Annotated in this window: 15 protein-coding genes; 6 read left to right on the top strand and 9 right to left on the bottom strand. The window is 69.2% G+C overall.

Annotated elements, in window-relative coordinates; translation table 11 throughout:
- Positions 1-39 precede the first annotated feature (39 nt).
- The gene (gene uvrA / locus NJQ98_RS02010; RefSeq protein WP_262175172.1) at positions 40-3,006 is read right to left on the bottom strand and encodes an excinuclease ABC subunit UvrA; all 2,967 of its coding nucleotides are present in this window, start codon (positions 3,004-3,006) and stop codon (positions 40-42) included.
- 118 nt (positions 3,007-3,124) lie between these two features.
- Here uvrA and NJQ98_RS02015 point away from each other — a divergent pair, with 118 nt between their 5' ends.
- Together NJQ98_RS02015 and NJQ98_RS02020 are read left to right on the top strand one after the other, a co-directional pair.
- The gene (locus NJQ98_RS02015) at positions 3,125-3,706 is read left to right on the top strand and encodes an LURP-one-related/scramblase family protein (RefSeq protein ID WP_262175174.1); all 582 of its coding nucleotides are present in this window, start codon (positions 3,125-3,127) and stop codon (positions 3,704-3,706) included.
- Between the two features lie 43 nt (positions 3,707-3,749).
- Positions 3,750-5,123 carry an LVIVD repeat-containing protein gene (locus NJQ98_RS02020; RefSeq protein WP_262175176.1) on the top strand — a complete coding sequence of 458 codons (1,374 nt, stop codon included), beginning with the start codon at positions 3,750-3,752 and terminating at the stop codon, positions 5,121-5,123.
- Between the two features lie 46 nt (positions 5,124-5,169).
- Here NJQ98_RS02020 and NJQ98_RS02025 read toward each other — a convergent pair whose 3' ends face one another.
- The 3 genes from NJQ98_RS02025 to NJQ98_RS02035 form a co-directional block, all read right to left on the bottom strand.
- Entirely contained in the window at positions 5,170-6,570 is a 1,401-nt protein-coding gene (locus NJQ98_RS02025) for a ribonuclease FAU-1 family protein (RefSeq protein WP_262175177.1), read from the bottom strand.
- Entirely contained in the window at positions 6,567-6,941 is a 375-nt protein-coding gene (locus tag NJQ98_RS02030) for a DUF7532 family protein (protein WP_262175179.1), read from the bottom strand. Before NJQ98_RS02030 ends, NJQ98_RS02025 begins: the two co-directional genes overlap by 4 nt.
- 230 nt (positions 6,942-7,171) lie before the next feature.
- Complete coding sequence (locus NJQ98_RS02035) at positions 7,172-7,342, bottom strand: preprotein translocase subunit Sec61beta (protein WP_262175181.1); 171 nt, start codon at positions 7,340-7,342, stop codon at positions 7,172-7,174.
- Positions 7,343-7,446: 104 nt separating this feature from the next.
- Here NJQ98_RS02035 and NJQ98_RS02040 point away from each other — a divergent pair, with 104 nt between their 5' ends.
- On the top strand, positions 7,447-7,713 hold the full coding sequence (locus NJQ98_RS02040; RefSeq protein ID WP_262175185.1) for a thioredoxin family protein: 267 nt from the start codon (positions 7,447-7,449) through the stop codon (positions 7,711-7,713).
- A 42-nt stretch (positions 7,714-7,755) separates the two neighbouring features.
- Here the strand turns inward: NJQ98_RS02040 and fer are convergent, their stop codons facing one another.
- Positions 7,756-8,439 (bottom strand): ferredoxin Fer, encoded by a 684-nt coding sequence (gene fer, locus NJQ98_RS02045; protein WP_262175186.1) that lies wholly within the window; start codon positions 8,437-8,439, stop codon positions 7,756-7,758.
- Positions 8,440-8,753: 314 nt separating this feature from the next.
- Positions 8,754-9,419, bottom strand: a complete 666-nt coding sequence (gene npdG / locus NJQ98_RS02050) for an NADPH-dependent F420 reductase (RefSeq protein WP_262175189.1) — start codon at positions 9,417-9,419, stop codon at positions 8,754-8,756.
- 162 nt (positions 9,420-9,581) lie between these two features.
- Between npdG and NJQ98_RS02055 the strand changes: the two genes are divergently transcribed.
- Positions 9,582-10,352 (top strand): hypothetical protein, encoded by a 771-nt coding sequence (locus NJQ98_RS02055; RefSeq protein ID WP_262175191.1) that lies wholly within the window; start codon positions 9,582-9,584, stop codon positions 10,350-10,352.
- Between the two features lie 22 nt (positions 10,353-10,374).
- Here the strand turns inward: NJQ98_RS02055 and NJQ98_RS02060 are convergent, their stop codons facing one another.
- Both NJQ98_RS02060 and NJQ98_RS02065 read right to left on the bottom strand, forming a co-directional pair.
- The gene (locus tag NJQ98_RS02060) at positions 10,375-11,235 is read right to left on the bottom strand and encodes a TIGR01548 family HAD-type hydrolase (protein WP_262175194.1); all 861 of its coding nucleotides are present in this window, start codon (positions 11,233-11,235) and stop codon (positions 10,375-10,377) included.
- A 34-nt stretch (positions 11,236-11,269) separates the two neighbouring features.
- Positions 11,270-11,674, bottom strand: a complete 405-nt coding sequence (locus NJQ98_RS02065; protein WP_262175195.1) for a UPF0146 family protein — start codon at positions 11,672-11,674, stop codon at positions 11,270-11,272.
- Between the two features lie 39 nt (positions 11,675-11,713).
- On the opposite strand from NJQ98_RS02065, the gene NJQ98_RS02070 reads away from it, so the two are divergent.
- Both NJQ98_RS02070 and NJQ98_RS02075 read left to right on the top strand, forming a co-directional pair.
- Entirely contained in the window at positions 11,714-12,235 is a 522-nt protein-coding gene (locus NJQ98_RS02070; protein ID WP_262175198.1) for an archaemetzincin family Zn-dependent metalloprotease, read from the top strand.
- 72 nt (positions 12,236-12,307) lie between these two features.
- Entirely contained in the window at positions 12,308-12,523 is a 216-nt protein-coding gene (locus NJQ98_RS02075) for a hypothetical protein (RefSeq protein WP_262175201.1), read from the top strand.
- Positions 12,524-12,586: 63 nt separating this feature from the next.
- Here NJQ98_RS02075 and NJQ98_RS02080 read toward each other — a convergent pair whose 3' ends face one another.
- Entirely contained in the window at positions 12,587-12,964 is a 378-nt protein-coding gene (locus NJQ98_RS02080; protein ID WP_262175202.1) for a hypothetical protein, read from the bottom strand.
- Positions 12,965-12,989: the final 25 nt, after the last annotated feature.

Below are 12,989 nucleotides of genomic sequence, written 5' to 3' on the forward strand. Positions count from 1 at the left end.
CCCGGTACGGGCTCGCCGGACAGAAGCGTGTCGTCCGTCTCAGTCGTCGTCCGCGGCGGGCTTCGGCGCGTCCCGCTCGGAACGGGGTCCCTCCAGCTCGACCGCTGGCAGGTGGTCACGCAGATACTGTCCCGTGTACGACTCGTCGGTCCGGGCGACCTCCTCGGGCGTGCCCTCGGCGACGAGGTCGCCGCCGCCCTCGCCGCCCTCGGGGCCGAGGTCGACGACGTGGTCGGCGTTCTTCACGAGGTCGAGTTCGTGCTCGATGACGACCACGGTGTTGCCGTCCTCGGTGAGCCGATGCAACACGTCGATGAGCTTGCGCTCGTCCTCCGGGTGGAGCCCGGTGGTCGGCTCGTCGAGCAGGTACAGCGTCTCGCCGGAGTCTTTCTTGCCCAGCTCCTCGGCGAGTTTCACCCGCTGGGCCTCCCCGCCCGAGAGCGTCGTCGAGGGCTGCCCGAGCGTCATGTACCCCAGCCCCACGTCCTTCAGCAGCTGCAGGCGCCGGCGGAGGCCGCTGTGGCTCTCGAAGAAGTCGTAGGCCTCCTCGACGCTCATATCGAGGACGTCGGCGATGGTCGCGCCCTTGTAAGTCACGTCCAGGGTCTCGTCGTTGTAGCGGGCCCCGCCACACTCCTCGCAGGGGACCTGCACGTCCGAGAGGAAGTTCATGTCTATCGTCACTGTCCCCTGGCCGCCACAGGCCTCACACCGGCCGCCCTTGACGTTGAACGAGAACCGCCCCTTCTCGTAGCCCCGCTGCTTGGCGAGGTTCGTCTCCGCGAACAGCTCGCGGACGTGGTCGAAGACGTTGGTGTAGGTCGCCGGGTTCGAGCGGGGCGTCCGGCCGATTGGCGACTGGTCGATGAGCCGCACGGTCTCGATGTTCTCTATCCCGTCGATGTCGTCGTGCTCGCCAGGGTTGACGTCGGTGTCGTTCATCCGCCGGACCAGGCCCTTATAGAGGATGTCGTGCATCAGCGTCGACTTCCCGGACCCGGAGACGCCCGTAATCGCCGTGAACGTCCCCAGCGGGAACTCGACGTCCAGGTCACGGAGGTTGTGCTGGCGGGCGCCCCGCACGGTGAGGTGGTCGCCGTCGCCCTCGCGGCGCGTCTCGGGGACCGGAATCGACCGCTCGCCCGAGAGGTACTTGCCCGTCACCGACTCGTCGGTCGCCATCAGCTCCTCCTGTGGCCCGTTGACGACGACTTCGCCGCCGCGCTTGCCCGGCCCCGGCCCCATGTCGATAATCTGGTCGGCCCGCCGCATCGTCTCGGTGTCGTGTTCGACGACGATGAGCGTGTTCCCGAGGTCCCGAAGCTCCGCCAGGGTGTTCAGTAGCTTGTCGTTGTCCCGCTGGTGGAGCCCGATGGAGGGCTCGTCGAGGACGTACAGCACGCCAACGAGCCCGGAGCCGATCTGCGTGGCCAGCCGGATGCGCTGGCTCTCCCCGCCCGAGAGCGTGGCGGCCTCGCGGTCGAGCGTGAGGTAGTCGAGGCCGACCTCCTCCATGAACCCCAGGCGGGCGCGTATCTCCTTCAGAATCTCCTCGGCTATCTTCTTGTCGCGGGCCGAGAGGTTCGCCTCCAGCCCCTCGAAGTGAGCCAGGGCGTCGCCGATGGACAGCTCGTTGACCTCGGTTATCGAGGTGCCGTCGACCAGCACGGCGCGGGACTCGGCTTTCAGCCGGGTCCCCTCGCAGGTCGGGCACGTCGTCGTCGCCATGAACTCCTCGATGTGCTCGCGGGCGCGGTCCGAGTCCGTCTCGACGTGGCGCCGTTCGAGGTTCGGAATCACGCCCTCGAAGCGCTCGGTCTTCTCGCGGGTGCCGTTCTTCGTAGTCCACTCGAAGTGGACAAGGTCGTCGGTGCCGTAGAGGAACTGGCGACGAATCGACTCGTCGAGCTCCTCGAACGGCGTATCGAGCGAGACGCCGAAGTGGTCGGCGACGTTGTCCAGCTGGCGTGAGTAGTAGGTCCGGTCGTAGCTCCAGGGCTCGAAGACGTGCTTGAGCGGCTTCCCGGGGTCCGTGACGACGAGCTCCTCGCTCACCTCCTTGGTCTCGCCCAGCCCCTCGCAGTCGGGACAGGCGCCGTGTGGCGAGTTGAAGGAGAACGAACGGGTCTCGACCTCGGAGATGTCGATGCCACAGTGGGTACAGGCCAGGTCCTCGGAGAGTTCGACGACGAGGCGGTCCGCCGTCGATTCGTCCGTCTCGGCCAGGTCGCCGGTCGCGCGAGCGGTCGCCCCGCCCAGCGCGTCGGCGGCGCCCGCCGGCGGGTCCGGCAGGACGACTTTGAGGGTGCCGTCGGCCTCGCCGAGCGCGGTCTCGACGGAGTCGTTGATGCGCGAGCGCGCGTCGGTCGATATCTTCACGCGGTCGACCACCACGTCGATAGTGTGGTCGTAGTTCTCGTCGAGGTCGGGCCGGTCCATCGTGAGGTCGTACTCCTCGCCGTCGACCTCCACGCGGGAGTACCCCTCGCCCACGAGGTCGTCGAAGAGGTCCTCGAAGGCGCCCTTCTGGTCCCTGACGACGGGGGCACACAGCTTCGCTCGGGTGCCCTCCGGCAGTTCGAGCAAGCGCGTGACCATGTTCTGGGCCGACTGCTCGCCGACCTCGCGGCCACACTCCGGGCAGTGGGGCACGCCGACGCGGGCGTACAGCAAGCGGAGGTAGTCGTGCAGCTCCGTGACGGTGCCCACCGTCGAGCGGGGGTTGTTCGCGGCGTTTTTCTGGTCGATACTGATGGCCGGCGAGAGCCCCTCGACGTTCTCGACCTGCGGTTTGTCCATCTGGCCCAGGAAGTTCCGGGCGTAGGCCGACAGCGACTCGATGTAGCGCCGCTGGCCCTCCGCGTAGACCGTCTCGAAGGCGAGCGACGACTTGCCCGACCCCGACAGCCCCGTGACGACGGTGAGTTCCTCCCGGGGAATCTCCACGTCGACGTCCTTGAGGTTGTGTTCCTCTGCGCCGGTGACCTCGATGACGTCCTTGCTCATCTATAGGTTCCCCAAGGAATGAAGGCGTGAAACCCTGTCGGTTGGCTGCGGTGGGACGGTTTATATCGCCGCTCTCGCAGTGCAAACTTTCAAGGCATTTTCCGAACGATACGCGCCCATGAGACAGCAGGGGTCCTACGACATCCAGGGCATCGAACTCACGGACGACAGCTACGTCGTCGAACAGAGCCTCGTCCGGAACAAGTACAAGGCGATGGACAAGGCCGGCAACGTCGTCATCCGGGGGAAACAGAAGATGTTCAAGCTCAAAGAGGAGTTCCCCTTCGTCGACGACGCGGGCAACGAGGTCTTCACCGTCAAGGCCGGCAGCATGCTCGACGTGGCCGGCAACTACGTGCTGTCGGACGCCCAGACGGGCGAGGACCTCGTCATCCTCGACAACGACTACTCCCTCTTCCAGGACACTTGGAAGATTCGCGACGCCCGCACCGAGGCCAAACTCGCGGAGATAAACTCCCAGGGCGCGCTCGTCACCATCGCCCGCAACGTCGTCCCCTTCGGCGGCTGGATTCCCCACAAGTACGAGATAACCGACGTCGACGGCAACCACGTCGGCAACATCGACGGCCAGTTCTCGCTGAAGGACCGCTACGAGATAACCATCGACGACGCAAGTTCGGTTCCCAAGGAGGCCATAATCGCCGCGGCGATGGTCATCGACGCCATCCAGGGGAACTAGGCCCCACCGCAACCCTTCTTGCCGTCGCCCCCTATCGACCGGTATGCGCCGCCGCACCCTCCTGCAGTCGCTCGCGGCTGCGAGCGCGGCCGGGACCGTCGGCTCCGCCGCCGCCCACCCGCTTCCCACCGACAACGGGGCGACCCCGGCCGCCACGCCGACGGGCGGCGAGCCCCTGGGGACCCTCGCCCTGTCGGGTGCCCGCGAACTCGTCACCAGCCCCGACGGCCACACGGCCTACGTCGCGACCGGCGACGGCATCGCCGTCGTCGACCTCGTCTCGCCGGCGGAGCCCCGCCTCCTCGCGGCGCGGACCGACCTGCTCGCCGACAGCGCCGACGGGCCGATGCGGGTGGTGCAGGACCTCGCTCTCGTCGGTGACCGGCTGCTCGTGGCAGGTCCCGCAAACCCCGCCGAGGGCGCCCACGGCGTCGTCGTCTTCGACGTGAGCGACCGGCGCGAGCCCGAACGGACCGCCGCCGTCGAACTGGACACGCGGATACACAACTGCGACTTCGACGGCCGCTACGCCTACGTCACCGCCAACAGCCGCGCGGAGAACCCGCTCGCCGTCGTCGACACCGAGCGCGGCGAGGAGGTCGGCTCGTGGTCCCTGCTCGACGCCGACGAGCGGTGGGCCGAGGTCAGCCCCACACTGCGCCCGCTCCACGACGTGTGGGTACAGGACGACCGCGCCTATCTCGCCTACTGGGACGCCGGCACGTGGATACTCGACGTGAGCGACCCCGCCGACATCTCGCTCGTCTCCCGGGTCCGAGGGCGCAGTCGCGAGGCCCTCTCCGCCATCGACGACCCGGGCACCGAGCGCACCGAACCCCCGGGCAACGACCACTTCGTCACGGTTGACGAGGACGCTGAACTGCTGGCCGTCACCGGGGAGTCCTGGGACGCCGGCGACGACGGCAGCGGCGGCCCCAGCGGCATCGAACTGTTCGACATCAGCGACCCCCGCGCCCCGGCGTCGCTGGCTACCATCGACCCGCCGCCGACGAGCGACCCGACGCGCGGCGGCGTGTTGACGACCGCGCACAACATCCAGCTCACCGGCGGGCGGTGTTACTCCTCCTGGTACCAGGGCGGCGTCCGGGTCCACGACCTGCGCGAGCCGAGCGAGCCCAGACAGATATACCGGTGGCGCGATTCGGCGACGACCTCGTTCTGGACCGCCCAGCGGGGCGCCGGCTGTTTCGTGGCGTCGAACACCGCCGCGCTGGACGACAGCGTCTCCCCCGGCGTCTACACTTTCCCCGACCCCGCTGTGGACGCCCCGGCCCGGACGCCGCCACCGACCGACGGCGGCCTTCTCGGGGCGGCCGGCGACGGCTTCGGCGTCGCGGCGGCGCTGGCGGCTGTTGGGCTGGGGGCGTGGCGGCTGGGCCGGCGGCGCGAGCGGTAGCGAGGCCACTCACGCCCGCGAAGCGAAGGGAACCGCACAGCGGCGGCTACGACAGCGCGCTCGCGACCGCGGCGGCCACGCTCCGGGCCCGATCGGCCAGGGCCTCGGGGACCTGCCCCGCCGCGACGGCGGCGTCGAGTTCGTCGTCGTCGACCCGCTCGACCGTCCCGTCGGCGTGTTTGAGCACGTCGACGTGAAGGTCGACGTAGCGGGCGGTGTCCGGGAATATCTCGACTGGCGTGCAGACGTTGACGTAGGTCCCCTTCCGCTCGCCCTCGCTGTCGCGGTACACCGTCGGATACCACCACCGCCCCTCCTTCAGTTTCGTCTCCGCGATATCGCCGGCCTCCTTCGGCACGCCCAGCCCGTCGTACTCGCCGCCGGCGGACATCTCCCGCTCGACGGTGACGGTACCGTCGGCCTCGACCGACTGCACGGTCGCCCGGCCCAGCGTGATGAGCCGGCCGTCGGGCTTCCCGTGGCCCAGCGTCAGCGACCCGCCGGCCCGCGGGCCGAACTGCCGGGCCGTGACGGCGAAGGGGAAGTCCGTCCCGCCGTCGCCGCCGGGGGCCTCACACAGCGCCTCGACGTAGTCGACCGCCACGCTCGCGCTCCGCGAGCCCGCCTTCACGCGGTGGTGGCCCGCCATCGTCGTCGTCACCGCGCTGCGGCGCTCGTCCAGTTCGAAACGGCTCTCCCGGCCGAACCACACCCACGTCGTCTGCCCCCCGTCGTACTGCCGGGCCGGTGCGGCCTCGGCCGGGTCGTCGGCGCCCGCGAGCGCGTCGTCGATGGCCGCCGCCCGCTCGTTTGCCGCCTCCAGCGCGTCGGCGATGGCGTCGAAGCCGGCGTCGTCGCTGGCTCTCTCCCAGGAGACGCCCCATCCCTCCCGCGGGTCGGCCGCGACGACGTCGAGCATCGCCGGTCCCGCCGCCGTCGCGCTGTTCGAGCCGCCCCGGGACAGGGTGAGCAGTTCGCCCCGGACCGCGATGGTCGTTTCCAGCACGGGGCGGCCGTCGGCCCACGGCGCCGCCCCCTCGACGACCTGGACCCGAAGCCGGTCGCCGGTCTCGACGCGTTCGTCGCTGTTCGAGTAGGGGAGAAACCCCTCGCCGTCGCCGCAGTCGACGACGGCGCCGCTGGAACGCGTCTCGGTCACCTCGCCGGCGTAGACCGCGCGGACCGGGAGCGGGTCGGCCCACGCCAGCGTGTCCCGGCCGAGGTCCCGCAGTTCCGCGACCACCCGTTCGACCGTCCCGCGGTCGCCGCTGACGCCCACGCCCTGCCGGTCGTCGGTCGTCCCGACGGCGGCGCCGGCCCGCTCGACGGGAAAGTCGGCGTCGAAGCGCTCCTCGATGGGGCCCGACGCCTGGACCACGTCGACGCCGGCCTCGGTCAGCAGCCGGGTCAGCGCCGTCGCGTAGATGCCCCTGACCCGGACGCTCATAGGGCGTCCCTGTCGGCGGCAAACCGGACCCGACCGTCCACGGTCGGGCCGAGCGTCAACTCGACTTTCGCGTCGGTGAGGACGCGCCCGCCCTCGACGGGAACGCCCCACGAGTCGAAGCGGACGTACCCGCGGATGTCGTCGGCGTGGGTGTAGAGGTCGACGTAGTCGAGGGTGTGCTCCTGAATCTCGCTACTGCTGTGGGCGATGTCCATATCGGAGTAGACGGTCTCTCTCCCGGCGAAGAACGCTTCGAGGTCGTCGGCGGCTTCCTTCGTGGCCTCGACCACGGCGTCCGAGGCGGCCTCGATGGCGTCCTGGGCCAGTCCGGCGTCCCGGAGCGCGGCCTGTTCGCGCTGTGTGAAGTGCATACGCGCTCAAGGACTCGGATTTAGTTAAACGGGGCGACTACGGCCAGCGCCCGGCTAGCAATCACCGCGTGTGAGAGTGCAAACAGCCAGTCGCCCCTTTCAGTCCTGCCCAGCACTGTTCGACCAACCGTCCACGGGTGGAACTGAACGGGCCGGGGCTTTCCGGCTCTCAGCGGTCGCTGCTCGACTGCTGTCGGAACACGATTCCAGAGAAGGAAAACTACGGTTTTCTACAGGCCGCCGGACTGAATCATCGCGTTCAGCACGAGGACGAGCGCGCCAAAGAGGACGCCGAAGGCGACGATGGTTCGCGGGTCGATGCGGATTGTGTTGCTGTCTTCGGCGTCGAAGTACCGGACCAGGCCGGCACTGGACATCAGTCCGCCGCTGTCGCTGCTCATGTCCGCAACTCCACCCTCACCCGGAGTAAGCCTTTCGGCTTTGTTCGGGTCGTACCCGCATGGACAATCCTTATCCGACCTCACAGTTTAGGCTGAGAGGAACCATGGCTGTCACGCTCAAGGACTTCTACGCCGATTGGTGTGGCCCCTGCAAGACACAGGACCCGATTCTCGAAGACCTCGAAGAGGAGTGGACCGACGTCGAGTTCGAGAAGATCGACGTCGACGAGGAACAGGACGTGGCCAACGAGTACCAGGTCCGGTCGCTCCCGACGCTCATCGTCGAGAACGACGACGGCATCGTCGAGCGCTTCGTCGGCGTCACGCAGGCCGACGACATCGAGGACGCGCTGACGCAGGCCTCGGCGTAACGACCCCACAGTTCTATCGGCGTTACCCCCGCCAGCGACCGCTCAGTCCGTCGACGACGCCTCGAACCGGCTCGCCGGCAGGAGGAGGTCCTGCACGGCGGGCAGGTGTTTGACGTTGTAGACGATTTTCGCGTCCGTCTCCGGCGCGACGATACACGAGAGGCGGATGCCGCGGTCGTGGAGTTCGCTCGGGAGGACGTGGCTCGACGGCGAGGGCATCTCCCCCTCGACGACGGCGACGGCGCAGTTCGTGCAGGCGCCGCCGCGGCAGGCGAAGGGCCAGGCGTACCCCTGGCGCTCCGCGGCCTCCAGCAACGACTCGCTGTCCCTGACGTAGAACTCCCCGTAGTCCTCGGGGTCGAGACCGCCGTCGGCCGCCTTCTCGAAGAGGTCGTCGTCTGTCAGCTCCCAGAGCTTGTCGGCCATCACCTCGTAGTTCAGGTACTCCACCTTGACGCCCTCGGGCTCCGGCGGTCGCTCGGGCTCGGCCGGCTCCGCGGCGTCCGTCGGGTCCGCCCGCTCTCCGGGCGCGTCGCGCTCGGGGACCGCGTTGCCCGGCTCCCACCCGTTCTCGATGCGCTCGAAGGCCGTCTTCACCGCGCGGAACGCCTCCGTCGACCCGCCCTGGTCCGGATGGGTCTCCTTGACGCGCTCCCGGTAGGCGTCGACTATCTCGGCCTCGTCGGCGTCCGGGTCGACGCCGAGAATCTCGTATGGGGACGCCACACCCGCCCGTAGGACCCTGCCGGCAAAAACGGTGTGCAATCCCCCCGGAATTGCGGCTGGGAATATTTGTGCTAGCTACTATCAGGGCTGCTAACGCGACTTAGTACCGCCAGAAAGCCCCCGACCGTGGCCGGTTGGCCAATCAGCGCTGGGTGGGACTGAAAGGGGCGGCTGGCTGAACGAAGGCGGGCGACGCAAGCACCGAAACGAGCGCAGCGAGTGAGGCGCGCAGCGAGCCCCCCGAGTTCAGCCAGTCGGGGCTTTCTGGCTGTGAGCAACCGAGCCGTTTCCCGAAACAAAAGCGTCTACGTCAGCTACCGGAACTGCACGCCCAGGTCGTGCAGGCCGTCGTTGTGGCGGGCGACGTTGATGAGCAGGGGAGTCAGCCCCTCGATTTCGGCGGCGTTGGCGAGCGGGCCGCCGTCCAGCGCCCGGAGCCCTTCGATGCCCTCGGCGAGTTCCGAGACGGTGGCCTTCGCGTCCCTGTCGTCGCCGACGACGATGGTGTCCCAGTCGAGGTCGGCTTCGAGGTCGGCCAGCCGGCCGGCCGCGAGGTTGTGGAAGGCGCCGACGACCGGGACCCCGTCTGGGGCGGCTTTGGCGGCCAACTGGGTGACGCTGCCGACGCCGGGGCGGTTGTAGTGGAAGCCGTCCTCGTCGCGTTTCATCCCGACGGCGGGGGAGACGAGGATGGCGTCGTCCAGTTCGTCGGCGACGGCCTCGACGGTGTCCGTGAGGTGGTAGGCCGGGACCGCAGTGACGACCACGTCCGCCCTGGCGGCCGCGGCTTCGTTCGCCAGTCCGGCGACCTCGACCTCGCGGCCGCGACTCGACAGTTCGGCCTCGTACTCCTCGGCTTTCGCCTCGGCCTTCTCGGCGTCGCGCGAGCCGACGATGACCGTGTGGTTGGTGTCGTCCGCCCAGCGCAGGGCGAGCCCTTCGCCGATGTCGCCGGTGCCGCCGAGTAGCGCGATGTCCATATGCTGGGGTAGGGCGAACCGCGAATAAGCGTTGTGCGACCGGACGTGCTTGCCACCGTCGGAGGCCGGACGGGGTTCGCCGTCGACGACACAGCGGCGTCCGGTCCGACACCGCACTGGCGTATCCAGAAAGCACTTCACACAGCGTTGACACGCGGAGGTATGCGCCGCCGGACCCTCCTCGCCGCCAGCGGAACCGCCCTCGCCGGACTCGCCGGCTGTTCCTCACGACGGAGCGGCGACGCCCCGTCGCCCGCCGGCGGCACCCAGTCCGGTTCGCTTGCTGTCGAGTTCGACGCGCTCCAGCCGGCCGTCTTCGACCTGTTCGTCGACGCCTACGAACTCGACGGCAGCGACGGTTCGCAGTACCTCTTTCTGACGGGTACCGACGCGGCTGGACCGGCCCGCCGCTTTCGCTTCGACGGGACCGAACACGACCCGGGGGACGCCGCGTCCAACGAACTCGCCCGGGCCCCGTCGACGTTCGGTCCCGCCGCCGAGGGCGGCGACGCCGCGGTGTTCGAACTGCCCGCGACCGGCGACGCGAGCGACGCGGCGCTGGTCACGCCCGACGGCGAGTGGCGACCGGACGACGCCTTGCGGGCGCGACTCGCCGGTCCGCTCCCGTCGCTGCAGGTCGGCTTCGAGGGGCCGTCGTCCGTGTCGAACGGGTCACCGCCGTCCTTTACCGTCACCGTCAGCAACGAGAGCGAGACAGACGGTCGGTTTCTGGGCCTCCTTCGTCGGCGATACGGGGCGCTCATGACCGGACAGCTCGTCTCCCGCTCCATCACGGCCGGAGCGACAGCCACGCTGGAGCCGACCGGCGACGCCGCCGAGGCGCCCACGCCCGGAAGCGGCCGCGGGGACACGCTGACCTACGACCTGGTCTGGCCCGGCGGCACCGAGTCGATTGCCGTCACTGTCGACTGAGACGTTCCGGCGGCCTGCCCTCTCACTCCAGCAACTCGGGCAGGTCCTCGACGCTCTCGACGACGGCGCTGGCTCCCGCCTCCGCGTAAGTCGCCCGGCCGTCGTCGCCGGTCAGCCCGCCGGTCAGGACGCCGACGCCGTAGTACACCCGGTCGTCGTCCTCGTCGTCGGCGTTGACGGCGGTCCCGATGTCGTCCAGCGTGTCGCCGACGAAGGCGAGCCGCCGGGCGTCGAAGCGCTCGGCCAGGGTCAGGAGCGCGCCCGGGTGTGGCTTCCCCTCCTCCCAGTCGTCCATCGTGAACCGGTGTTCCTCGGGGATATCCAGTCCCACGCGGTCCATGGCGATGTCGGCCTCAGCGGCGGGGCGGCCGGTGACGACGCCGACCGCGTAGCGCTCCTGTAGCTCCGCCAGGGTCGCCTCGCTGACGAGCACCGGCTCGTCGTTGATGTAGCCCGGCGCGTCGAAGGCCGGTTCCCCGCCCTCCAACTGCCGGTACAGCTCGTCGCCCAGATACAGCGTCTGGAACACTTCCCGGAGGCCGCTGGGGTCCCACGCCGCGAAGACCCCGTCGGCGTCGTCCCCGAGGGACTCCCGGACGACGGCTTTCGCCGCGTCGAGGCCGCCGCCCCGCTGGCCGATAGCGTCGGTAAAGGCCGCCACGTCCACGTCGGTCTCGCGGGCCGTGAGCACGTACAGCGCCGCCGCGTCGGTGAGTTCCCAGTCGTTGTTGAACCCGCCGGCGTTCTTGAACCGCTGAATCGCCCCCTTCTCGATGGTGTCGCCGTACACCTGTTCGACGGACTCGACGATGGCCCGCCGGTAGGAGTCGGCGACGTCCACGAGCACCCCGTCGATGTCCAGCACGACAGCGTCCACTTGCATACCCGGACCTCCGCGCGCTCGTTGAAGCGCCTTGCTATCTCCGCCCCGGGCCGTCGGTCACCCGGTACAGCGTCACCCCGCCCGGAAGCTGCTCGCGCTCGACCGACAGCATCGGCGGGTCCCCGCCCAGCGTGGTGAACCAGCAGTCGGCGTCGACCCGCCGGGCGACCCGGGCCGCCGGCCGCTGTAGCTCCGGCGGGAGGTTTCGGGCGAAGACGATGTCGGCCCCCCGGTAGACCGACAGCGTCGGCTCGGTCACGTCGTCGCGGACGAACGCCACCCCGTCTGGGACCGGCCGGTCGCGGATGTCCGTCGCGGTCACGTCGACGCCTCGGTCGGCCAGCTCGCCGGCGACGCCGGGCCGGTTTCCGACGCCGATTTCGACGACAGAACCGACAGCGGACAGCCGGGTGACCAGCGCGGTCTCGGGGTCAGCCATGGCGGGAAACTTATGCCCCGGTGGCGTTTAGGGGTTGGCATGCACGTCGACATCGTACCGGTCGGCGAGGTCTCCAGCCTCGTGAAACGGGAGGCCTCCGAGGGCCTCCGGCAGACGTACGACTGCGAGGTCTCCATGCACGAACCGCAGTCGGTCCCCGCCGGTGCGTACCACAGCGACCGCGAGCAGTACCGTGCCGAGGAGTTCATCGACCTCGCACAGCGGGTCGGCTCGGGCGAGAAGAACATCGCCATCACGCCGAAGGACCTCTTCTACCGCCGACGGAACTACGTCTTCGGACTCGCGTATCTCAGCGGCTCCGGGAGCGTCATCTCCACGTACCGGCTCCAGACCTCCTCCGACGGGGGTTTCTCGGACCAGTCCGCCGGCGATATCTTCTCCGCTCGCGTCCGCAAGGAGGTCGTCCACGAAATCGGTCACACGCTCGGGCTGGAACACTGCGACAACAAGCGCTGTGTGATGAACTTCTCCCCGACGGTGCGACAGGTCGACGTCAAGGAGTCCTCGCTGTGTGGCTCCTGCCAGCGCTCGGTGCTGTAACCGCCGGACGGCGGCGTGCCTAACGAGTTAGGCCGTGCTGGTATGTTCCCTTAGTCTGTATGACTAATCGCAATGAGCACGAGTCAGTCACGCGACCGAATCGCAGAGCTCGGTGACATCTTCGTCGCGGTCACGGGCGACGAATCGGTCACAGAAACGCAGGCCGGGGACTCCCCCGACCGGGAGCTCCGGCCCGACGAGGAGTTCGACCCGGACGAGGTCGCTGACGGGCTCGACGACGCCGTCGCCGGCTCCGAAACCGGCGACACGAGCGACCCCGCCGCGTAGGCCGGCCATCGCGCACCGACGCGGCCCCACGTGTTCTCCACCCGTTCGAACCGCCACGAGTGGCTAAGCCAGGTTCTCCCGCCGCAGGCGCGCCTCGGGCAGCGGGTAGACGACGCCGAACACCAGCCGGTTCGCGGCCGTCCCGACGCCCAGTCCGAACAGCAGCGGCGGAAACACTGCCAGCGGTGTGCCGGGTACGAGCCACCACAGTACCGCGGTCAACGCGAGGATGCTCCCCACCAGCCCGGCTGTGAGGCCGTAGGCCCCGGCGGTGCTCCGGTCGACGACCGCAAAGACGACGACACCGAACGCGACGGCGACGGCCCCGAGCGACCACGCCGTCGGGCCGTCGAGCGAGTACGCTATCAGTCCGCTCGTCACGACACTCGACGTCCCGACGAACAGGTCCCGGGCGACGACGGTGCGTCTGCTGTGTGCCATGTTGTTGGTGGGAGGCCGGCGGTCG

The organism is Haloarcula laminariae, assembly GCF_025457605.1.
GTDB classification, from domain to species: Archaea; Halobacteriota; Halobacteria; order Halobacteriales; family Haloarculaceae; genus Haloarcula; species Haloarcula laminariae.